This is a genomic window from Streptomyces gilvus, assembly GCF_022513565.1.
Classification (GTDB): Bacteria; Actinomycetota; Actinomycetes; order Streptomycetales; family Streptomycetaceae; genus Streptomyces; species Streptomyces gilvus.
The window spans coordinates 896,671-917,032 of record NZ_JAKWBE010000001.1; the positions used below are offsets into that span (position 1 = coordinate 896,671).

Sequence of the window (20,362 nt, forward strand, 5' to 3'; positions counted from 1 at the left end):
TATTGCATAGAATCCTCGCCGATCACGTTCACCGGCGCTGCGGAGCGCGCACCGCCATGGGGGGAAAGGTACGCGCGTGCAGTCGAGCGACGACGCCACGGGCACCGACGGGATACGTAGAAGGCGCTTTCTCGGCGCGGGGGCCCTCACGCTGGGAGCCGCGGGCGCGGTGGCGGGCGGACAGCTCCTGACCGGGAACGCCTCGGCCTCGGTGGGCGGTTCGACCGCACCGGCCGGTGCCGGCGCGTCGGTCTCCGGCACGGTCTTCAAACTGGGCGTCGCCTCCGGCGACCCGCTGCCCACCGCGATCGTGCTGTGGACCCGGGTGACTCCCGTCAACCAGGGCAACTCCGGCATCCTGCCGTCCAGTGTCCCGGTGACCTGGGAGCTGGCCTCGGACAGCGGCTTCACCAGCATCGTCAAGAGCGGCACGGCGACCGCGAGCAGCAGCCTCGCGCACAGCGTCCACGTCGATGTGACGGGCCTCAGTCCGGCGACCGACTACTGGTACCGGTTCAAGGCGCTCGGTCACACCTCCCGCACCGGCCGCACCCGCACGGCACCCGCCGCGGGCAGCACTCCCGAGAAGCTGCGGATCGCGCTCGCCTCCTGCCAGAACTGGCAGCACGGTTACTTCACCGCCTACCAGGACATGCGCGCCCAGAAGCCCGATCTCGTGCTGTTCGTCGGCGACTACATCTACGAGAGCTCCGCCTTCTCCTACCGGGTACGCCGCCACGAGGGCTCGGGAGCGCCCGTCACCCTCGCCCAGTACCGCTCCCGGCACGAGCAGTACAACACCGACCCGGACCTGCAGGCGATGCGCGCCGACGCCCCCTTCGTCGTCGTCTACGACGACCACGAGGTCGAGAACGACTGGGCGGGCGACGTGGCGAACGACCCGGCCGCCTGGCCCACCGACAAGTTCCTGGCCCGCAGGGCGGCCGCCTTCCAGGCCTTCTACGAGCACATGCCGATCCGCGCCGCGCAGAAGCCCAACGGCCCCGACGTCCTGATCTACCGCAAGCTCGACTTCGGCTCCCTGGCCCGGCTGCACGTCCTCGACACCCGCCAGTACCGCGACGACCAGGCGACCACGCAGGCCGGCGCCATGGAGACCGGCCGCGTCATCATGGGTGACACCCAGCGCGACTGGCTCGTCGACAGCATGCGCACCTCGGGCAAGCGATGGAACCTCGTCGCCTCCCAGGTGATGATGGCCGAGACCGACATCCTCGCCGGCGAGGGCAAGGAGTGGCTCTACGACGCGTGGGACGGCTACCAGGTCGAACGCAACGCCCTGCTCGCCCAGTTCAAGGACATCCGCAACCCCGTGGTGCTCTCCGGCGACCGCCACCGCACCATCGTCAGCGACCTCAAACTGGACTACTCCGACCCGGGCTCGACGGTCGTCGGCGCGGAGTTCGTCGGTACGTCCATCTCCAGCAACGGCGACGAGGACCTGCAGGCCTTCGCCGCCGAGTGGGCCCCCAAGCTGGCGGACAACCCGCACTGGAAGATCATCGACGCCCGCCGCGGCTATCTCCTGCTCGACATCACCCCGACCGGCATCGACGCCCAACTGCGCGCCGTCTCCACGGTGTTGACCAAGGACGGTACGACCAGCACGGCGGCGACCTTCCGGGTCGACGACGGCGTGCCCGGCGTCCACCGGGTCGACGCGCAGACGGAGGCACCGGCGAGCGAGACCGCGGACGCTTCCTCGAGCCCGACGGATCAGGCGAGTCCGACGGATCAGGTGGTTCCGACGGACACGACCGACTCGCCGGCGGGGAGCCCCGCCGGCACCTCCACCGGCACCTCCACCGAGGTGTCACCCACCGACGTGACGACCACCGCCTGACCCCCGGGAGAGAACGTGCTCACCCTTCGATCCCGGCGACGCGACGGGAACCACAGACACCGGCGCCCCGTCGCCGTCAGGGCGTCCCTGCTCGCCGGCTCCGCGGCCGTGCTCGTGGCCGGCGTGCTGACGGTGCTGCCCTCCGACGCGGACGCCAGCGGGCCGGCCCGCGGCGACTTCGACGGCGACGGCACCTCGGACCTCGTCTACCGCAATGTCGCGGGCCAGCTGTACATCAACACCGGTTCGGCCGAGACCATGGCCCTCGACGCCGACGTGTCCAAGGTCAAGGACGTCCTGACCCCGGGCGACCTCGACGGCGACGGCGTCCAGGACGTGCTCACCCTGAGCTCCAGCGGTGTCCTGTCCTTCCACTACGGCATCTACGCCCGTGTCCCCGGCGGTCTGGGCTCACGCAAAACCGTCGCCACCGGCTGGCAGGGCTACAACAAGATCGCCGCTCCGGGCGACATGAACGGCGACGGCAAAGTCGACCTGCTGGCCCGCACCCCGTCCGGAACTCTGTACTTCTATCCCGGCCTGGGCACCGGCGCCTTCGGCAGCCGCGTGAAGATCGGCACCGGCTGGCAGCAGTACGACGAACTGATCGGCGCCGGCGACCTGAACCGTGACGGCGTGGGCGACCTGCTGGCCCGTACCCCGGCCGGCGTCCTCTACCGGTACCTGGGCAAGAAGGGCGGCACCTTCAACGCCAAGGTCAAGGACTCCCGGACCGAGTGGGGGTCGTACAACCAGATCGTCGGCGGCGGCGACTGGGACGGCAACGGCAAGACCGACCTGCTGGCCCGGGACTACTCCGGCAACCTCTGGTTCTACGCGGGCAACGGCAACGGCACCTTCGCCACCCGCGCCGCCCGCAGCAAGGGCTGGGGCGCGGTGACACAGTTCGCGGGGGCGGGCGAGACCCCGCACTTCGGCAAGTACGGGATCATGGCCCGTACGGCGTCGGGCTCCGTCTACAGCTACCAGGTCACCGGCACCGGCAACCTGAGCGGCAAGCTGCTGATCGGTTCGTCCTGGCCGACGTCCTCCACGCGCCTCGCCTACGCCTCCTCCCTGCGCGACAGCGGCCTGGGCGACCTGGTCGTCCACTCCGTCAGCAGCGGCAAGCTGACCAACCCGGCGTTCTACGCCCTCACCGACCCGCTGATCGCCGCCGGCTCCACCACGTACAACCGGATCGTCGGCCCGGGTGACGTGACGGGCGACGGCAAGGGCGACCTGCTGGCCGTGACCAGCTCCGGCACGCTCTACCTCTACGCGGGCAACGGTTCCGGCACCTCCGTCGCCGGGCGGGTGAAGCTGGGCACCGGCTGGCAGCAGTACAACGCCCTGGTCGGCGGTGGCGACATCACCGGCGACGGCCGCGCCGACCTGCTGGCCCGCGACTCCTCCGGCGCCCTGTGGCGCTACGCGGGCACGGGCAGCGCGACCAAACCCTTCTCGGCCCGCGTCAAGATCGGCACCGGCTGGCAGCAGTACAAGAAGCTCTTCTCGCCGGGAGACGCCAACGGCGACGGCAAGGCCGACCTCATGGCCACCAACTCCTCCGGCGCCCTGTACTTCTACGCCGGCACCGGCACGGGCACCTTCAAGGGCCGCGTGACAAAGGCGACGAGCGGTTGGAGCACCTGGTCGGACCTGCTGTGACCCCGACCCCGCCGCCCCGTCCTGTGCGCGGCTGGCGCGGGTGTGCGCGACCGTCGCCTCTGACCTGCGTTTCAGGCGGTGGGGTGCCGTTCCGCCGGGCTGACGGCTTCCCTGGCCGCGAGGGAGGCGAGCAGGCGTAGGCCCTCTTCCGAGGGCGAACCGGGTTCGGCGGTGTAGATCGTCATGCTGAGCCCGACCGGCTCATGGTCCACATCGCCATCAACGAGAGCGACGCCGACCACGACGTCGTCCACTGGCTGACCCCCGTCACCGACGAGGAAATACACCACCGCCCCGGCCGCCGACTGACCCCGGCCCCGAAAATCTGTCACGGCGAAGCCAGGTCTTCGGGGCTGCGGGACTAGGGTTGGGGGTACCGGGCACCTGGCTTCGAGTTCCCTCCGACCCTCGTGCCGATTCCTTCGGACCCCCGAAACGAAAGGCGGCTATGCCCGCTGAGACCGCCCCCGTCGCCGGGAACCTCGACGACGAAGATTACCCCGCCTACACCATGGGGCGCGCCGCCGACGTTCTCGGCACCACCCCCGCCTTCCTGCGCGCCGTCGGGGAAACCGAGTTGATCGCTCCGCTGCGGTCGGAAGGCGGGCACCGCCGGTACTCCCGCCGCCAGCTGCGCACCGCCGCCCGCGCGCGCGAGCTCGTCGACCAGGGCACTCCCATCGAGGCCGCCTGCCGCATCGTCTCCCTCGAGGACCAGCTCGACGACGCCCTCCGGCGGAACCGGGAGTTGCGCGGCGAGCTGGACGAGGACGGCACGAATATCTAGTACGGCCGGAACAGAAATACGGGTCGCGGCAGCGGGAGAACAGCTGGACGCCCGCGAAAACCCACGACGTGTCCTCGCCCCGCCTGTGTTAGCGTGACTGCGGTTGCAGTTTTGGTTGCCAGAGACTTGTTTCTTTGCAGAGCTTTCCGGATCCTTCCGGAGGGGTGATCATCGCGGCGACTCGGATTCCGTAAAGTGCGGAATCCGGTACTGCCCCCAAAGGGAGATTCAATATGGCATCTGGCACCGTGAAGTGGTTCAACGCGGAAAAGGGCTTCGGCTTCATCGAGCAGGACGGTGGCGGCGCCGACGTGTTCGCCCACTACTCGAACATCGCCACCAGCGGCTTCCGCGAGCTTCAGGAAGGCCAGAAGGTTACCTTCGACGTCACGCAGGGCCAGAAGGGCCCGCAGGCCGAGAACATCGTTCCCGCCTGACACACGCGTCGCGTTCCATGTGATCGGGGCCCGCACTCTGAGTGCGGGCCCCGATTCATTGCATTTTCACAGCAACTCGTTCCTGCCCGGCCGAAGGGGTGACGGCGCCGTCCCCATCCGGGGCAAGGAGTGATATGGATCACCAAAAATCTGCCCACCGCACGCAACTGCGACCCGTGCCGTAGTCATCTGACTAGGAGTCGGGGCCCATAGGGGCTGGGCAGTGGAGAGAACGGGACAGGTCGTGGGACGGCGCACAAGTGGCATAGGGATCGCACTCGTCACGGTGGCGACGCTCGTCGGCGCGAGCGCCTGCGGCGCGGGCGGCAGTGACAAGGCGAGCGGCACCGACGCGAAGGCGGCGGGGAAGGCGAGCGCGAGTGCCTCGCCGACGCCGACGAAGCCCGCGGGCCCGCCGATGCTGCTGGACACCATCACCCCGCAGACGGGCACCACGGTCGGCGTGGCCATGCCGATCTCGGTGATCTTCACGAACCCGGTCGCGGAGAAGGCGCGGGCCACCGTCGAGAAGCACATGAAGGTCAGCGCCTCCGCGCCGGTGGCCGGCGCCTGGCACTGGATGGGCGACCGGCGCGCCGACTGGCGGCCCAAGACCTTCTGGCCCTCGGGCACGAAGGTGAAGATCGACGCCGACCTCAAGGGCGTCAGCAACGGCAACGGACGCTACGGCGTGCACGGCTACACGCACACCTTCACCATCGGCGACGACGTGCGCGCGGACGTCTCCGTCACCGGCCACACCATGAAGGTGACCCGCAACGGGAAGCTGGTGCGCACCCTCTCCATCAACGCGGGCAGCGCCCAGTATCCGACGTGGGACGGCACGATGGCCGTCATCGACAAGCAGCCGAAGGTCCACATGACCTCCTGCAGCGTCGGCATCAGCTGCGACAAGTCCAGCCCCAACTACTACGACCTGACGCTGCCCTGGGACATCCACCTGACCCAGTCCGGCACCTACGTGCACTACTCGACCGGCGACCCCTACCCGGGCAGCGGCAGCGCCCGCGGCTCGCACGGCTGCGTCCACCTGTCCATGTCGGACGCCAAGTGGTTCTACGGCCAGGTCAAGCAGGGCGACCCCGTCACCATCACCGGCTCGCCCCGCGGCAACGCCCCCGCCGACAACGGCTACGCCGACTTCAACCTCTCCTGGAGCCAGTGGCTCGCGGGCAGTGGGGCCGGGGAGCAGACGACCGCGACGCTGTGACCCGGCGCGCACACCGGTGACGGTCGCCATCGTGGCCGTCACCGGTACGCTGCTGCGTCGTGCGGGAGACACGCCTCGACACCGCCCGGATCCGGGCGGCCCGCCGGGTGATCGACCCGGTGTTCCTCGACACGCCGCTGTACCGCTGTGAGGCGCTGGAGGCGGACCTCGGTGCGCGGTGAGCGTCAAGCTGGAGACGGCGAACCCCGTCCGCTGCTTCAAGGCACGCGGCACCGAGGTGGTCGCGAGCCGGCTCGCCGAGCACGGTCCGCGGGCCGTGGTGTGCGCCAGCGCGGGCAATCTCGGTCAGGCGCTCGCCTGGTCCGGCCGCGGGCGGGGGCTCGACGTCACCGTCGTGGCGTCGCGCTTCGCGACCGTGGCCAAGCTCGATCGCATCCGCGCGCTGGGCGCCCGGCTGGAGCTGGTGGACGGCGACCACGAGTCGGCACGTGCGCGGGCGTCGGCCGTCGCGCGGCACGAGGGCATCCGGCTTCTCGAGGACAGCCTGGACATCGAGACCTGCGAGGGCGCGGCGACCATCGGCCTGGAACTCGTGGGCGCCGAGCCGTCGTTCGACGCCGTCCTGATCGCACTCGGCGGCGGGGCGCTCGCCACCGGTGTGGGGCACGTGGTCAAGGACCTGGCGCCCGGGACCGAGGTGATCTGCGTCCAGCCGCTGGGGGCGCCGGCGATGACCCGCTCCTGGCACAGCCGGCGCGTGGTCACCACCGACTCGACCGACACGATCGCCGACGGCGTCGCGGGCCGGTATCCCATCCCATCCGTCGTGGACGACCTCCTCCTGGTCGCCGACGACGCCCTCCTCGTCAAGGAGGCGTCGATCGTCGCCGGCATGCGGATGCTCCTCCACCACGCCGGCCTCGTCGTCGAACCGTCGGCGGCGCTCGGCGTCGCGGCGATCCTGGAGAACCGCGACCGCTTCGCCGGCCGGCACGTGGTGACCGTCATCTGCGGCAGCAACGTCGACATGGACGCGTACCACCGCTGGGTCGCCACGGCTTCACCCTGACATCGCGTCGACGTCGGCCGTCGTCTCGGCGGGAGCGGATCAGGCGCCTGTGGCAGGGGGAGTGGGCCTGCGCAGCAGCCACTGGCCGAAGGTCCGGCGAGGGGGCCGTACCACCACGCGGCCGTGCGCCTTCTGACCGACCAGCTCCACACGCAGGACGACCGGAGTCTCCGGTTCCGCCGGGGCCCGGCGGTACTTGAGCTTGCTGTGGACCAGCCGCAGGCCGTCCGTGTCGATGACGACGCCCGGCCTCGTGATCAGCGTCAGGGTCTTCCCCGCCGTCTCCAGGTCGATCCGCAAGGTGTCGTGCGTGATCACGGCCTCGGTGAAGTCGAGCGTCACATCGCACCAGTACACCGCGAGTTCCATTCTCCGCGGTACCACCCAGCGCCCCACCCGTTCGATCGCGCCGCTGTGCACCTGCTCGATGCGGACCACGTCCTTGGCGTCCGCCTCGGCCGACACGTTCGGCAGGTCGGCGGTGAGCGCGGACAGTTCGCCCAGGGTCCGTGCCGACAGGGCGACCTCCAGCCGCTCGTCCAACTCGTCCGAGGTCAGCAGGCCGTCCCCGGCCGCGATGCGCAGCACGTCCACCACGCGGTCCCGGTCCGCGTGGGAGGCTCGCAGCTCGGGCGGCGACCCGAGGTCGGCGCCCTTGGGGGTGGGCGACATCTCTCCCGACATGCTTCCGTCCTGGTCCTGTCGAACGTCATCCGACGTCTTGGTGCGACGCGAGCAGCGACGCGACGAGAAGACTAACGCTATATCGCGACATGGACCCCGGCCGGGTGCCGCCCCGGAAGGGCGGTGGCCGGTGGTGACTCACGACGTACGACATCCATCATGCCGAGGCGTGGACGGGACAACAACCGGGCCTCATGGGCCAGTTGCTCAGGGCCCGGGACATGCTCAGTCGAGGACCGCGGTCGCCTCGATCTCGACCAGGTGCTCGGGGACGTCCAGTGCCGCGACCCCGATCAGCGTGGTCGGCGGGACCGGAGTGACCCCGAGCCTCGCGGTGGCCCGCGAGATGCCGTCCAGGAGCTCGGGCATCTTGTCGGGGTTCCAGTCGACGACGTAGAAGGTCAGTTTCGCCACGTCGTCGAAGGAGCCGCCGGCCTCGGCCAGGGCGGTGGCGACATTCAGGTAGCACCGCTCGACCTGCGCGGCGAGGTCCCCCTTGCCGACGGTCGTCCCGTCGGCGTCCCAGGCGACCTGCCCGGCTACGAAGACCAGCCGCGAACCGGAGGCGATCGCCACCTGACGGTAGACGTCGATCTTCGGCAGTCCTTCGGGATTCCTGAGAGTGATGGCCATGCTGTCCGCCTTTCCTGTCAGACCTCGTGGTCTCTTTCGGTTACTCGACAACCGTAGGAGAGTGAGGGCTGACGTGGAAGAACGCACTTTTCGGTGACTGGGTAACCGGACGGTGACCACCGTGGTGGTCGGCGCTCGCGATGGTCGCGGCTGTGTATGTGTCCTGTGCACGGGTAGCCGAAAGAGCGGCAATCGGTCACGAGTGGTGAACAACGAAAGAGCTCCACATGGTCATCCCGCTGATGAAGCAGGCGGAGGATGAGCCGGGCGGGAACGAGCACGCCACGCTGCGTTACGCCGCAGCCTGGGGCCCGACCACGCCCCGCTCCGCCCAGGCACGCCGCGACCTGCGCGCCGTCCTCGCCCACGCCCCGAGCGCCGGCCGCGCACCCCTTTCCGCGTCCCGGGCCATGGACGCCGAACTCGTCGTCAGCGAACTCGTCACCAACGTCCTGCGGCACGCCCCCGGCCCCTGCGCGCTCACGGTGCGGCTGACCGGCACCCATCTGGCCATCAGCCTGTACGACACCTCGCCCCAGGCTCCGACGGTCAGACCTCCCGACCGCGGCCGCGTCGGCGGACACGGACTGCACCTGGTGCGCTCGGTCAGCGACGAGGTCGTCGTCACTCCCCGCGGCAGGGGCAAGGAGATCACCGCCCATCTGCGGCTGGTCACGGGCGACGAACTCGGCACGGCCGACCGGACGGTGTTGTCCTCGTCCCTCTCTGGCCGGACCCGGCGGACCTCGTGATCAGTGGCTCGCCGGTGAGGTGGGCCGGGCCGGCTGCCGGTCGCCGGCGGCGGTCCTCGGGAGGCGAGCCGCTGCGGCCAGGCCGATGAGGGCCGTGATGGCGAGGGTGATCATCGCGGCGGCGTAGGCGCCCTTGGTGAGGCCGGAGACCAGGATCGTGCCGGCGATGGCGGTGCCGAAGGAGGAGCCGAGGTTGGAGACACTGCGGGACAGGCCCGAGATCTCGCCCTGCCGGTCCTCGGGGAAGCTGGACTGGACGACGTTGACCGAGGGGGTCAGCATCCCGCCGAGGCCCAGCCCGATGAGGAGCAGTCCGGGGACGTAGGCCCAGGCGGTGGTGTACGCGGCGGCCAGCGCGACCAGCAGGGCCACACCGGCTATGGCGACGACGAAGCCGGCCATGATCAGGGTGCGCTGGGGGCGCAGCTTCGCGAGTCGTGCGGCGGACAGCGACGACACGAGCAGCCCGAGAGTGGCGGCGGTGAAGATGACACCGGTCTCGATGGCGTTGTAGTGGCGTACGACCTGGAGGTACGCGGCGACCGTGAACGAGGTTCCCATCAGCAGGAGCCACTGCGTGTTCTGGGTGACCAGGCCCAGGTTGGAGGTGCGGTCGCGGAAGAGGGTGAGGGACAGCAGCGGCTGACCGCCGGACCGTTCGCTGGCGCCCACCCGGCGGAAGAACCAGAGCAGGACCAGGGCGCCCAGGACGAGCAGGCCGATCATCAGCCAGAGGTTGTTGTCGGCGGCCAGGATGCCCATGACGACCAGGACGAGACCGAGGGCGGACAGGACCGCCCCACCGGTGTCGAAGGAACGGGTCGGGTCGGGCGGCAGAGGGTCCTCCAGGCGCCGCCCCAGCGTCACGATCACCGCGATGACGAGGGCCTGGAAGACGAAGGCGGCACGCCAGCTGATCCACTCGGTGATCAGCCCGCCGATCAGCGGGCCGGCGGCCGCGCCGATGCCGCCCAGCGCCATGACGATGCCGAACGCCCGTGCCCTGGACGTCAGGTCCGGATGCAGGAGCGTCGTGAGGATGTACACGGGCGGGATGAGCAGGGCCGTACCGACGCCCTGGAAGATGGAGTTGCCGAGGATCAGCACGCCGAGGCCGGGAGCGGCCGCGCTGAGCAGCGACCCGACGGCGTAGACGACCAGGCCGGCCAGGAAGCAGCGCTTTCGGCCATAGCGGTCGGTCAGCTTGCCGCCGGGGATCATCAGTGCCGCCATGACCAGCAGGAAGACGGTGATGGCGACCTGCACGCCCTGCACGCTGGTGTCCAGGTCCTCGCTGATGTCGTTGATCATCACGTTCATGTTGGAGCCGGCGAAGCTGCAGATGAACTGCGCGAGGGCGAGGGCGGCGAGCACCTTGCTGTGCCCCGGAGACCGGGCCGCCGCGGCCGTCTCAGCCACCGGTGCCGCCCCCGCCCGCCTCCGCGTGGGGCACCGTGAGGCCATGGGTGACGGGGTGGCCGCTGTCACCGTGACGCAGGCCGGTTTGGGCCTTCTCGAGTTCCTCGTCGAGTGCCATGGCCGCGGTGACCAGGGCGAGGTGGGTGAACGCCTGCGGGAAGTTGCCGAGTTGCTCGCCCGAGGGTCCGATCTCCTCCGCGAACAGGCCGACGTGGTTGGCGTAGGTCAGCATCTTGTCGAAGGCGTACCGGGCCTGGTTGAGCCTGCCGCTGCGGGCGAGTGCCTCGACGTAGAAGAAGCTGCACAGGTTGAAGGTGCCCTCCGAACCGCGCAGGCCGTCGGGGGAGGCCGCCGGGTCGTACCGGTAGACCAGGCTGTCGCTGACGAGTTCCTCGTCCATGGCGTCGAGGGTGCTGAGCCAGTCCGGGTCGTGGGGCGAGACGAAGCCGACCCTCGGCATCAGCAGCAGTGAGGCGTCCAGCACGTCGGTGTCGTAGTGCTGCACGAAGGCCTGGCGTTTGTCGTGCCAGCCGTGTTCGACGATCTGCCGGAAGACGGCGTCCCGTGCGCGGGTCCAGCGGGCGGTGTCGGCGGGACGGGAGAACTCGGCGGCGGCGCGGACGCCGCGGTCGAACGCCACCCAGGTCATCAGCCGGCTGTAGGTGAAGTCCTGCCGTCCGCCACGGGTCTCCCAGATCCCCTCGTCGGGCTGGTCCCAGTGCTCGGCGAGCCAGTCCAGGACCTCGCTCAGCGCGTGCCAGCCGCGGATCGCGCCGATGTCCCCGCCGACGATCAGCGCGTCGGATGCCTCGCCGTAGATGTCGAGCTGGAGCTGGTCGGCCGCCGCGTTGCCGGCTCGCACCGGCCGGGAGCCCAGGTAGCCCTCCAGATGGTCGAGGGTCTCCTCGGTCAGCTGGGGGTCGCCGTCGATCCGGTACATGATCTGCAGCGGGTCGCCCGAGCTCAGGTCCCTGGTCTCGATGCGCTCGCGCAGCCAGCGGCGGAACGCGTACGCCTCGTCCTCGAAGCCCAGGTCGATGAGCGCGCGGACGGACAGCGACGCGTCACGGATCCAGGTGTAGCGGTAGTCCCAGTTGCGCTCACCGCCGATCTGCTCGGGCAGTCCCATGGTGGCGGCGGCGATGGGGGCGCCGGTCGGCGCGTACGTCAGCAGCTTGAGCGTGATCGCCGAGCGGTTCACGATGTCCTGCCAGCGGCCCCGGTAGGTGCACGAGCGCAACCACGACAGCCAGAAGGAGCGGCACGTCTCCATGGCGTCCGCGACCCCCTCCAGCGTGGGCGCGGGCGGAGCGGAGGACCCGCCGGGCGCGCTGGTGAGCACCACGGCGGCGGCCTGCCCGGCGAGCAGGGTGAAGCGGGCGCCGACGTCGTCGCCGTCCTCGTGGAGGGCGATGCCGGCGGTGGACTGCAGATGCAGGTCCGCGCCCGGGCCGTGGAAGACCGCCGCGTGCTCGTCGGTGAGGGAGAGGGTGTGCGTGCCGCGGCCGTAGTCGAACCGCGGCCGGCAGGTGAGGGCGAAGGGCAGCCGGCCCCGGACGACCCGGACCACCCGCACCAGCTGGTGCGCGTCGGTCGGTGCCTTGGACGGGTCGGGCACCATGAAGTCGGCGACCTCGCCCACTCCGTCGGGCGCCATGAAGCGGGTGACCAGGATGGCCGTGTCGGACAGGTACAGCTGTCGTACGGTCATGGCGTTCCCGTCCGGGAACTCCGCGGCCAGTCGGCAGTGGCCGCCGCGTTCGCCGTCCAGGAGGGAGGCGAAGACGCTGGGCGAGTCGAAGCGGGGCGTGCACCACCAGTCGATGGTTCCGCCGGACGACACCAGGGCGGCGGTCTGGAGGTCGCCGACCATGCCGTGTTCCGCGATGGGCGGGTACCGGTTCACGTGATCCCCCTGCCGGGTCCGGGACACCGTGGCGGCAGGGCGGTCCGCCGCCACAGATCTGTGCACGACAAGTCTTCGGCCGGGCCAGGCCGGGGACATCACCCACCGCGGGTGAAAGCGGGCCGTAACCCGGTGGTGTGATGACCTCAAGGAGATTTCACCGGTATGCGGAATGTGGTGTTGCGGCGGGGGTAGGTGGGGTGGGCAAACGGCGCTTCGGACGTGAGGCGGACTCTGTATGGACCTGCCTGGGCAGAACGAGGAGGGTCCGCAACCCCTGCTGGAGCGCCGGATCTCCGCCGCCGTCGCCTTCGAGGGTCACGAAGCGATCGCCGAGGCCCGTGACCTGGCCCGTTCCTTCCTCATCGACCTCCAGGACGTGCACGGACTGACGGTCTCCCCGCGCGCGGTCGGCGCCGTCCAGCTCGTGGTGAGCGAGCTGGTGACCAACGCCCACAAGTACGCGCCGGGCCCGTGCCTGCTGACGCTGGAGCTCGGTGAGGGGGCGGTGGAGGTGACGGTGTGGGACAGCGAACCGCAGCTGCCGCTCGTGCAGGCCATGGATCCGGGACGGGTCGGCCAGCACGGGCTGGAGATCGTGACCGCCCTGTGCCGCAGCCTCGAGATGCACCGCGAGCCCGTGGGCAAGCGGATCATGGCGGCCGTGCTGCTGACCGAGAACGCCGTGGGCGACGTGGCCGGCGATCAGGTCGGCTGACCTGACCTCGCGTCACTCCTGCCCGGCCGCACCGGGGAAGTCCGGTGGCGCCTGCGGGTCGTGGGCGCGAAAAGAGGACGGCATGCTCGACGCCCAATGACCCTGCCGCCCATCGCGGTGTTCTCCGGGATGAAGTCCTGGGAGACATCGACTACGTCGAAGTCGCCCCGGTCAACGGCTGAGCCGACGGAGCGAGTCGGTCGGGAAGGGCTGCTCAACCTCCCCAGGTCACAGCCCTTCCCGACCGCCAGGCGCACGTCTACCCCCACCTCTCGGGGCTACACCCGCCTCTTCCGGCGCCGGCGTTCGTACAGCGTCGGCCACAGCCGGCCGACGGACGCGATCGGGACGCCGGCCCCGAACCCCGCGAGGCACAGCGGCAGCGCGGTGACGGCGTTTACGCCCACGGGAGTACGCGAGATGACGACCCCCGGCGGATGATCCCCGTCCCCGACCGGGCGATGCTGTGGGGCGGAGGTCAGGGAGAGAAGGGAAGCGTCCGTGGATGTCGAACCCCGGCCGGTGGATACCGAGGCCGCAGGGAGCACGCCCGCGCGGGGCCCGTCGCGGCTGGGGCGGTGGCTGCGGCGCGCGGTGTTCGTCTGGACGGTGCTGCTGGCCGTCGTCACCACGGTCTCGCTGGTGTTCAACGCGTTCACGGCGGGGCGGGCGGCCCCTCCGAAGGGGCTGCGCTATGTGCAGGCGGGCGATGTCCGCACCCGGTACCGGACCTGGGGCACGACCGGTTCGCCCGTCGTCCTCGTCCACGGCGCGTTCGAGCAGGCGGACACCTGGTCCCGCCTCGCCCCGCTGCTGGCCCGCGATCATCGCGTGTACGCGCTGGATCTGACCGGGGACGGCTACAGCCGGCGTCGTGGCCCCTACACCGTCGACCACTTCACCCGCCAGCTGTTGGGCTTCCTGACCGCCCTGCACCTGGGCGGCCCGGGGCAACGCCCTCTGCTGGTGGGCCACTCCAGCGGGGCCGCGGTGGTCACGCAGGCGGCCCTGCGCGCCCCGGGCCGGCTGGCCGGCGTGATGCTGCTCGACGGGGACGCCCGGGACACCGGCGCGGGTCCGCCGTCGGCCTTCAAGTACCTGCTGATCGACCCCTACCGCACCAGCCTGCTGCGCCTCGGCCTCGGCATGGACTGGCTGATCCGTTCGTTCTACGACGCCCAGTGCGGGCCGGCCTGTCCGCGGCTGGACGCGGCCGGGGTGGACGAGTGGCGGCGGCCGTTGCGGGTGGCGGGGGCGGAGACCGCGCTGTGGGACATGCTCGGCGAGGGTGTGCCGGGCCTGCCCGCGGATCAGGTGGCCCGTCTGGCCGCCGTGCACATCCCCAAGTCCGTCGTCTTCGGTGCCCAGGACGACGTGTTCAGCAAGCAGAGCCCGTGGCAGACCGCCCGGCGCGTCGGCGCACCCCCGCCCACCCTGATCCCCGGGGCCCGCCACCTCACCATGATCTCCAGCCCTCGCCAGGTCGCGGCGGCCGTGGAAGCCCTCGCACACCCCCGCGCCGCCGCGCACTAGCGTGCTGGGCCGGCCTTCGACCCGGTCTGCCGTCCTGCCTCAGCGTGCGGTCCCGGAGGCGTCCTTCAGTCGGACCGCGCACTCCAGCAACAGCGCGTGGACGAAGGCCTGGGGCAGGTTGCCGCGCAGCTGGCGTTGTCGTACGTCGTATTCCTCCGCGAACAGCCCGGACGGGCCGCACGCCGCCCGGGTGCGTTCGAACCAGCGCAGGGCGCCGTCCCGGTCGCCGAGATGATGGGTGGCCAGCGCCATGGTGAACCCGCACAGCAGGAAGGCCCCTTCGGCCTCGCCGAGCGGGATGCCGGGGTGGTCGAAGCGGTACAGGTATCCGTCCTCGGCCAGGCCCTCCTCGACGAAGGCGCGGGTGATCGCGTTGCTGGGGTCGTCGGCCGGCGGGCAGCCGCGGGCCAGGGGGAGCAGCAGGGCCGCTTCGGGGCCGTCGTCGTCCGCCGCCCGGCTCCAGCGTCCGTCGGGGCGCAGACAGCGGCGGCGGGTCTCGGCGTAGACGACGTCGGCGGTCTCGGCGCAGCGCCGGCCGACCGGCCCGGGCATGACCTCCGCGATGCGGCGCAGCCCGCACACCACGCTCAGCCGGGAGTGGGTCCACCAGCGGTCCTCCAGCTCCCACAGGCTGGCGTCGGGCCGCTTCCAGTGCGCCTGAACGGCGTCCAGCGCCACCTCCACCGCGCGCTCGGTGTCCCGGTCGAGCCGGTCGAGGCGGGCCGCGGCGGCGAACAGCTGGAGCGCCTCGCCGAAGGTGTCGAGCTGGAACTGGGTGGCCGCCTGGTTCCCGACGCGGTCGCTGCCGCCCGGATAGCCGGGCAGCGGCAGTCGGCGCTCCCTGGGCACCCGATGGCCGTCCACGGTGTAGGCCGGGTGGACGCCGTCGCCGTCGGCGAGGACGCGCTCGGTGGTGAACCGTACGGCGCCGTCGAAGAGGGGATGGGGCCCGTGGGCCGCGACGGCCAGGCCGGCGTAGCACTGGTCGCGCAGCCAGGCGAAGCGGTAGTCGTAGTTGCGGCCGGTGTTCGCCCGCTCCGGCAGCGACGTGGTCGCCGCGGCGACCATGCCGCCCGCCGCACTGGTCAGGCCGCGCAGCACGGCATAGGCGTGGCGGGCGTCGCGGGGTGCGACCAGGGCGGAGCAGTCCGGGATCGCGCGGCGCCACTCCTCCTCCGTACGGCGCCACAGCTCACCTGGATCCAGGGCGCCTTCGGTGTCCGCGGTGGTATCCGTGGTGGCGAGTTCCAGGACGAGGTCGTGCTCCTCGCCCTCGCTCAGCCGGAACTCCCCGCGCAGTCCCGACTCGGGGTCCCAGGACGCCCGGTGCGCGCCGAGGAGCCGCAGCCGCAGATCGCCCGCCCGGGCCGCCCACGTCCGCCCGTCGAGGCGCGGTTCCCGCATCCGCTCCGTACCGAAGCCGGGGCGGGGGTCGAGGGCCAGCCGCAGCCGTGCCCGGCCCTGTTCGACGCGCATCCGGCGCAGCAGCACCAGCCGGTCCGCGGACGTCGGCAGGGCCAGCGCGTCGCGGCACTCGATCACGCTGTCCGCACTCACCCAGCGGCTGACCCGGATGAGGCTGCCGTCCTCGTAGTAGCCGCCCCACACCCGCCACCGCTCCACGGGCTCGACCGCGAAGTAGCCGTTGCCGCCGATGAGGGAGGAGAAGACGGCGTCGCTGTGCCAGCGTGGCGCGCACATCCAGACGATCCGTCCGTGCGGATCCACCAGCGCCCCCCGCTCGCCGTCGGCGAGGAGGGCGTACTCGCGCAGGACCCACGGGGGGCAGATGTCCTTGTCCTCTGGCATACCGTCTCTGTCGTTCATGGAACCGGGTCTTTCCGGGCGGACGGGCCGCGAGCCGGCCCGTGCGGGACAGCCGAGCGCCGAGGGCAGCCCCGCCCGGTGCGCGCAACGGGCCTCCCAGGAAGAACCGCGGCCGCGCGTCCTCGTGCACCCAGCGATACGCGCCATCGCGGCAGGCCCGCTGCGCCACCGGGCAAGGCTGCCAGGACGAGGAGTGACCCGACTTCCCCGGCTTGAAACCCCCTGCCGTCACTCTCCCCGACTTCGGCACCGAGTGCCGTGCTCGGCGAGCGGACCCACCCGCGGTCCCGCCTCCCGGCAGTCGTTGACGAGGCCGGGCAGCGCGCCGAGCGCCGAACGCCACGCCCCGGCGGCCGAGACCCGGTCGGAGTCGTGCAGCAGCACGGTGCCCCAGCCGCGCAGATCCGCCCCGATCAGCGCCCGTACGGAGGCGGCCGTGGCGTCCGCCGTCCCGTCCCTGCCCCAGGCCGACCACAGCACGAGCCGCAGCCCGGCCCGCCGGGCGGGGATCCAGCGGCCCGAGGTGAGGATGCCGTACGGCGGCCGGTTGTCTCCACCACGGGCGGCGCCCTGATCCACCCGTGGACCTGTGATCCCGCGAGCGCCCTCGCCACCAAGAAGAACCAGATCTGGCGCCTCTCGGCATCACCGGCTGAGGGCCGCCCGGACGACGACCTGCGCGGCAGGCACCCCCGACGGGGCGCCTGCCGCGCACCCGCTCAGCTCTCCGCCGAAGCGGACCGCCGCCTGACCAGCCACCAGGCTCCGCCGCCGAGGGCGACCACGGCCACGGCGACACCGGCGACGAGCGGGACCGTCGAGGAGTCCTCGTCCCGCTCCGCCGCCTCCTCGGACGCGGCCGGCGTCGCGTCCGACGGTGCTGATGCGGCGGCCGACGGGGTCGGGCTGCTCGGTGCCGAAGCGGTGACGGCGGGCTTGGCGCCGGGTGCCGCCGCCGTCAACTTCAGGACCGGAGCGGGCTGTTCGGGCTCGGGGCCGCCGTCGGGCAGCTCGATCCAGCGGGAGATCTCGCCGTCGCTGTAGGTCTCGACGGTCTTGAAGGCGATCTCCTTCGCGTCCGGCAGCTGCCTGACCTTGATGCTGTGCTCGGCGTCGACGCCCGCCTTCAGCGCGGGACCGCCGAGCGTGTAGCCGTCACCGGTGGGCTTGAGCTTCCAACCCTTGGGGGCCGCGTCGAGCTTCACGTCACCGGGGGCGATGCCCTCGGGCAGGACGACGCGCAGCTGGGTGAAGCCCGCGCTGTCGGACTCCGCCTCCGAGACGAAGCTGAGGGTGACGTTCTCGGCGAGGGCCCGCGGGGTGTCGGCCTCGACCTCCGCATGGGCGAGGGCCGGACCGGCCAACGCGAGCGTGGCCGTCAGCGCGAGGGCGCCGGCGAACGTGACGCGGCATGCCGTACGGGCACGGTGGTACGTGGACATGGGGAACTCCTTGCTGATGGAACCGGGCGGGCCGAGGCCCGGGCCCGGTGAGGACGGTGCGGGACGGCGGGCGTCCCGGAGGTCCTCTGCGTACCAGCGCGTGTTCCAAGGTGTACGTCCATACGGGCGGGGGGAGTTCGAGGCAGCCGGCCGGCCGTGGTGCCGAGGGCTCGTACGGGGCGGCCGTACGGAGCGGGAGCAGCAGCCGTGCCATGAGGGCGGCCACGGCCCGGCGCAGCGGGCGGGTGGCGGCCAGCGCCGCCGCCATCGCCGTGTCCGCGCGGTACAGCAGCCACCCGGCCGCCAGAGCGGCGGCCGTGTGCGCGGTCGTCATCGCGGCGGAGCTGTGATGCCAGGCGTGTCCGTCACCTACCGGCATGGCCGGGTGCCCGCCGCCGTGGTGGCCCGTGCCGCCCGCCCAGGTCAGCGTGAGATGGAGGGAGCCCTGGGCGGTGAGCGTGCACCCGGTGACCGCGGCCAGGGTCAGGCGGCGCCCGGCGACCGGCCACAGCAGGGCGAACTGCGCGAGGGCGAAGGCGGCCACCGGACGCCAGGGCACCGCGCCCTCCGCGACCGCGTGATGGCCGAGGGCCGCGAGCACACTGCCGACGAGCGCGAACAGCCCGGCCCGCAGGCACGCCATCGCGCGGCTCGGCCGCCCGCCCGCGCACCGGCCGCCACGCGGAGCCGCGCCTGCCATCACCTCGTCGTATACGGCGAGGTGGGGCGCGGTGTTCACGGGTTCGCGCCCGCTCATGGAAACCGATCCCATCCCCACCGAGGCACCCCCCATCCCCCCAGGTCAGCGACATCTTAACGATGATGACAACGGTCACCGGTGCAGCCTTTGGCGATTCACTCGACCATGCGTTTCACTGCGGCGTGGACACCCGCCGCGAGGGGGAAGGCGTACGACATGAGCGATCACGGCCACGGCCACGGACCGGGGCACGACCACGGGGCCGACGGACACGGTCACGGCGGGCACTCCCACGGTGTGTCGGCGGAGGCGGACCGCCGCTGGCTGGGCATGGCCCTGACCCTGATCACGGCCTTCATGGCGGTCGAGGTCGTCGTCGGCGTCATCGCCGGCTCCCTGGCCCTGATCTCGGACGCGGCGCACATGCTCACCGACGCCGCCTCCATCGTGCTCGCGCTGATCGCGATGCGCCTCGCCGCCCGCCCCGCCCGCGGCGGCTACACCTACGGCCTCAAGCGCGCCGAGATCCTCTCCGCCCAGGCCAACGGCCTGACCCTGCTCCTGCTGGGCGCCTGGCTGGCGTACGAGGCGGTACGACGGCTGATCAGCCCGCCCGAGGTCGAGGGCGGCCTGATGCTCGCCACCGCCCTCACCGGCATCGCCGTGAACGTGGTCGCCACCTGGTGCATCTCCCGGGCCAACCGCAGCTCCCTCAACGTGGAGGGCGCCTACCAGCACATTCTCAACGACCTGTTCGCCTTCGTCGGCACCGCCGTCGCCGCCCTGATCGTCGTCCTGACCGGCTTCGACCGCGCCGACCCCATCGCCACCCTCGTGGTGGTCGCCCTCATGGTGAAGGCCGGCTACGGGCTGCTGCGCGAGTCCGGCCGCATCTTCCTGGAGGCGGCGCCCGCCGATATGGACCCGGACGCCGTGGGCGACCAGCTCGTCGCCCAGCGGGCCGTCGTCGAGGTGCACGACCTGCACGTCTGGCAGATCACCTCCGGCCAGTCCGCGCTCTCCGCGCACGTCCTGGTCGAACCCGGCGGCGACTGCCACGCCGTCCGCCGTGATCTGGAGGACCTGCTGCGCCACGACTACGGCATCACCCACACCACGCTCCAGGTCGACCACCTCGGCGAGGGGGCCCGAGCCGGCACCCTGCTGCAGATCACCACCCCCACGGCGGACGCCCCCGACCACTGCGACGACGCCCACGGCCCGGTCCACCGCCCGGGCCCGCACGACCACTGATCCGGGACACGGGCCGTGAGGGGCGGAGCCACGGGGCCGGCTTGACCGTCTTCATCGTGCCGCGCCGAGGAGGTTCTGGAGCTGCGGCGGCTGTTCGGCACCCCCGACGCGCTCGGGCTGCTGGTGCTGCAGGCCCAGTTGCCCGCACCGGTCAAGGGCCCGTGCGGCGGCTGTCGGCGTGGATGCCGGTCGGCATCCTTCTGATCCTCGCCGTGACCGCCCTGCACGGCTCGATGACCAAGGACGAGCGGGGCGTTGGTACGCCCCGCTCGCCGTCTGTGTCACCGTCGCCGTGCACCTGGCCTTCGGCCGCCGCACGATCCTCAGCGTCGGTATCGGCACGGGCGTGTACGTCGTCCTGCTGAACGCCCTGTGACTCGGTCGGCTCAGCCCTTGTTGGCGCCGAGGGTGAGGCCGCTGACGAACTGGCGTTGCAGGACGAAGTAGACGATCAGGGTGGGGATCGCGGTGAGG

General features: G+C 71.5%; 19 protein-coding genes and 3 pseudogenes. 13 read left to right on the forward strand and 9 right to left on the reverse strand.

Annotated features, from left to right (window positions below; genetic code table 11):
- The first annotated feature begins 76 nt into the window (after nt 1-76).
- Nucleotides 77-1,864: an alkaline phosphatase D family protein gene (locus MKW14_RS04110; RefSeq protein WP_240858858.1), complete on the forward strand. Its 1,788-nt coding sequence runs from the start codon at nt 77-79 to the stop codon at nt 1,862-1,864.
- A 15-nt stretch (nt 1,865-1,879) separates the two neighbouring features.
- Nucleotides 1,880-3,535 (forward strand): FG-GAP repeat domain-containing protein, encoded by a 1,656-nt coding sequence (locus tag MKW14_RS04115; protein ID WP_240858859.1) that lies wholly within the window; start codon nt 1,880-1,882, stop codon nt 3,533-3,535.
- A 71-nt stretch (nt 3,536-3,606) separates the two neighbouring features.
- On the opposite strand, the pseudogene MKW14_RS04120 reads toward MKW14_RS04115, so the two are convergent.
- A pseudogene (locus tag MKW14_RS04120) lies at nt 3,607-3,729 on the reverse strand (transcriptional regulator); the annotation flags it as partial.
- Nucleotides 3,730-3,738: 9 nt separating this feature from the next.
- Between MKW14_RS04120 and MKW14_RS04125 the strand changes: the two are divergent.
- The 5 genes and pseudogenes from MKW14_RS04125 (at nt 3,739) to MKW14_RS04145 (ending at nt 7,020) form a co-directional block, all read left to right on the forward strand.
- Complete coding sequence (locus MKW14_RS04125) at nt 3,739-3,900, forward strand: hypothetical protein (RefSeq protein WP_240858949.1); 162 nt, start codon at nt 3,739-3,741, stop codon at nt 3,898-3,900.
- Between the two features lie 83 nt (nt 3,901-3,983).
- Nucleotides 3,984-4,322, forward strand: coding sequence for a helix-turn-helix domain-containing protein (locus MKW14_RS04130; protein WP_240858860.1), 339 nt, complete (start codon nt 3,984-3,986; stop codon nt 4,320-4,322).
- A 233-nt stretch (nt 4,323-4,555) separates the two neighbouring features.
- Nucleotides 4,556-4,759, forward strand: coding sequence for a cold-shock protein (locus MKW14_RS04135; RefSeq protein ID WP_007383480.1), 204 nt, complete (start codon nt 4,556-4,558; stop codon nt 4,757-4,759).
- Nucleotides 4,760-5,003: 244 nt separating this feature from the next.
- Nucleotides 5,004-5,990 carry a L,D-transpeptidase gene (locus MKW14_RS04140; protein ID WP_240858862.1) on the forward strand — a complete coding sequence of 329 codons (987 nt, stop codon included), beginning with the start codon at nt 5,004-5,006 and terminating at the stop codon, nt 5,988-5,990.
- 59 nt (nt 5,991-6,049) lie between these two features.
- A pseudogene (locus MKW14_RS04145) lies at nt 6,050-7,020 on the forward strand (threonine ammonia-lyase).
- 39 nt (nt 7,021-7,059) lie between these two features.
- On the opposite strand, the gene MKW14_RS04150 reads toward MKW14_RS04145, so the two are convergent.
- Together MKW14_RS04150 and MKW14_RS04155 are read right to left on the reverse strand one after the other, a co-directional pair.
- On the reverse strand, nt 7,060-7,704 hold the full coding sequence (locus tag MKW14_RS04150; protein ID WP_240858863.1) for a DUF1707 SHOCT-like domain-containing protein: 645 nt from the start codon (nt 7,702-7,704) through the stop codon (nt 7,060-7,062).
- Between the two features lie 225 nt (nt 7,705-7,929).
- Nucleotides 7,930-8,337 (reverse strand): RidA family protein, encoded by a 408-nt coding sequence (locus tag MKW14_RS04155; protein WP_240858864.1) that lies wholly within the window; start codon nt 8,335-8,337, stop codon nt 7,930-7,932.
- Nucleotides 8,338-8,564: 227 nt separating this feature from the next.
- Here MKW14_RS04155 and MKW14_RS04160 point away from each other — a divergent pair, with 227 nt between their 5' ends.
- Nucleotides 8,565-9,089 (forward strand): ATP-binding protein, encoded by a 525-nt coding sequence (locus tag MKW14_RS04160; RefSeq protein ID WP_240858865.1) that lies wholly within the window; start codon nt 8,565-8,567, stop codon nt 9,087-9,089.
- Here the strand turns inward: MKW14_RS04160 and MKW14_RS04165 are convergent, their stop codons facing one another.
- Complete coding sequence (locus MKW14_RS04165; RefSeq protein ID WP_240858866.1) at nt 9,090-10,508, reverse strand: MFS transporter; 1,419 nt, start codon at nt 10,506-10,508, stop codon at nt 9,090-9,092.
- Nucleotides 10,501-12,414: a glycoside hydrolase family 15 protein gene (locus MKW14_RS04170; RefSeq protein ID WP_240858867.1), complete on the reverse strand. Its 1,914-nt coding sequence runs from the start codon at nt 12,412-12,414 to the stop codon at nt 10,501-10,503. Before MKW14_RS04170 ends, MKW14_RS04165 begins: the two co-directional genes overlap by 8 nt.
- 238 nt (nt 12,415-12,652) lie before the next feature.
- Here MKW14_RS04170 and MKW14_RS04175 point away from each other — a divergent pair, with 238 nt between their 5' ends.
- Complete coding sequence (locus MKW14_RS04175) at nt 12,653-13,132, forward strand: ATP-binding protein (protein ID WP_240858869.1); 480 nt, start codon at nt 12,653-12,655, stop codon at nt 13,130-13,132.
- 278 nt (nt 13,133-13,410) lie between these two features.
- Here MKW14_RS04175 and MKW14_RS40820 read toward each other — a convergent pair whose 3' ends face one another.
- Complete coding sequence (locus tag MKW14_RS40820; protein ID WP_276618163.1) at nt 13,411-13,539, reverse strand: hypothetical protein; 129 nt, start codon at nt 13,537-13,539, stop codon at nt 13,411-13,413.
- 94 nt (nt 13,540-13,633) lie between these two features.
- Between MKW14_RS40820 and MKW14_RS04180 the strand changes: the two genes are divergently transcribed.
- The gene (locus MKW14_RS04180; RefSeq protein WP_240858871.1) at nt 13,634-14,665 is read left to right on the forward strand and encodes an alpha/beta fold hydrolase; all 1,032 of its coding nucleotides are present in this window, start codon (nt 13,634-13,636) and stop codon (nt 14,663-14,665) included.
- Between the two features lie 39 nt (nt 14,666-14,704).
- Here the strand turns inward: MKW14_RS04180 and MKW14_RS04185 are convergent, their stop codons facing one another.
- The 3 genes and pseudogenes from MKW14_RS04185 to MKW14_RS04195 form a co-directional block, all read right to left on the reverse strand.
- The gene (locus MKW14_RS04185; protein WP_240858873.1) at nt 14,705-16,474 is read right to left on the reverse strand and encodes a glycoside hydrolase family 15 protein; all 1,770 of its coding nucleotides are present in this window, start codon (nt 16,472-16,474) and stop codon (nt 14,705-14,707) included.
- A gap of 246 nt (nt 16,475-16,720) precedes the next feature.
- Nucleotides 16,721-17,038: pseudogene (locus MKW14_RS04190) on the reverse strand (polysaccharide deacetylase family protein); the annotation flags it as partial.
- A 173-nt stretch (nt 17,039-17,211) separates the two neighbouring features.
- Nucleotides 17,212-17,934: a DUF1775 domain-containing protein gene (locus tag MKW14_RS04195; protein WP_240858876.1), complete on the reverse strand. Its 723-nt coding sequence runs from the start codon at nt 17,932-17,934 to the stop codon at nt 17,212-17,214.
- A gap of 212 nt (nt 17,935-18,146) precedes the next feature.
- On the opposite strand from MKW14_RS04195, the gene MKW14_RS04200 reads away from it, so the two are divergent.
- The 3 genes from MKW14_RS04200 (at nt 18,147) to MKW14_RS04205 (ending at nt 19,888) form a co-directional block, all read left to right on the forward strand.
- Nucleotides 18,147-18,284: a hypothetical protein gene (locus MKW14_RS04200; RefSeq protein ID WP_240858877.1), complete on the forward strand. Its 138-nt coding sequence runs from the start codon at nt 18,147-18,149 to the stop codon at nt 18,282-18,284.
- Nucleotides 18,285-18,386: 102 nt separating this feature from the next.
- A complete protein-coding gene (locus MKW14_RS40825; RefSeq protein ID WP_276618166.1) occupies nt 18,387-18,515 on the forward strand; it encodes a hypothetical protein in 129 nt (42 codons plus the stop codon).
- A gap of 335 nt (nt 18,516-18,850) precedes the next feature.
- Nucleotides 18,851-19,888 carry a cation diffusion facilitator family transporter gene (locus MKW14_RS04205; protein WP_276618168.1) on the forward strand — a complete coding sequence of 346 codons (1,038 nt, stop codon included), beginning with the start codon at nt 18,851-18,853 and terminating at the stop codon, nt 19,886-19,888.
- Nucleotides 19,889-20,362: the final 474 nt, after the last annotated feature.

Coding starts and splice junctions, on each gene's coding strand:
- MKW14_RS04125 (WP_240858949.1), top strand. CDS start 3,739: ATGGTCCACATCGCCATCAACGAGAGCGACGCCGACCACGACGTCGTC.
- MKW14_RS04130 (WP_240858860.1), top strand. CDS start 3,984: ATGCCCGCTGAGACCGCCCCCGTCGCCGGGAACCTCGACGACGAAGAT.
- MKW14_RS04135 (WP_007383480.1), top strand. CDS start 4,556: ATGGCATCTGGCACCGTGAAGTGGTTCAACGCGGAAAAGGGCTTCGGC.
- MKW14_RS04150 (WP_240858863.1), bottom strand. CDS start 7,704: ATGTCGGGAGAGATGTCGCCCACCCCCAAGGGCGCCGACCTCGGGTCG.
- MKW14_RS04155 (WP_240858864.1), bottom strand. CDS start 8,337: ATGGCCATCACTCTCAGGAATCCCGAAGGACTGCCGAAGATCGACGTC.
- MKW14_RS04160 (WP_240858865.1), top strand. CDS start 8,565: ATGGTCATCCCGCTGATGAAGCAGGCGGAGGATGAGCCGGGCGGGAAC.
- MKW14_RS04175 (WP_240858869.1), top strand. CDS start 12,653: ATGGACCTGCCTGGGCAGAACGAGGAGGGTCCGCAACCCCTGCTGGAG.
- MKW14_RS04185 (WP_240858873.1), bottom strand. CDS start 16,474: ATGCCAGAGGACAAGGACATCTGCCCCCCGTGGGTCCTGCGCGAGTAC.
- MKW14_RS04195 (WP_240858876.1), bottom strand. CDS start 17,934: ATGTCCACGTACCACCGTGCCCGTACGGCATGCCGCGTCACGTTCGCC.
- MKW14_RS04200 (WP_240858877.1), top strand. CDS start 18,147: ATGAGGGCGGCCACGGCCCGGCGCAGCGGGCGGGTGGCGGCCAGCGCC.
- MKW14_RS04205 (WP_276618168.1), top strand. CDS start 18,851: ATGAGCGATCACGGCCACGGCCACGGACCGGGGCACGACCACGGGGCC.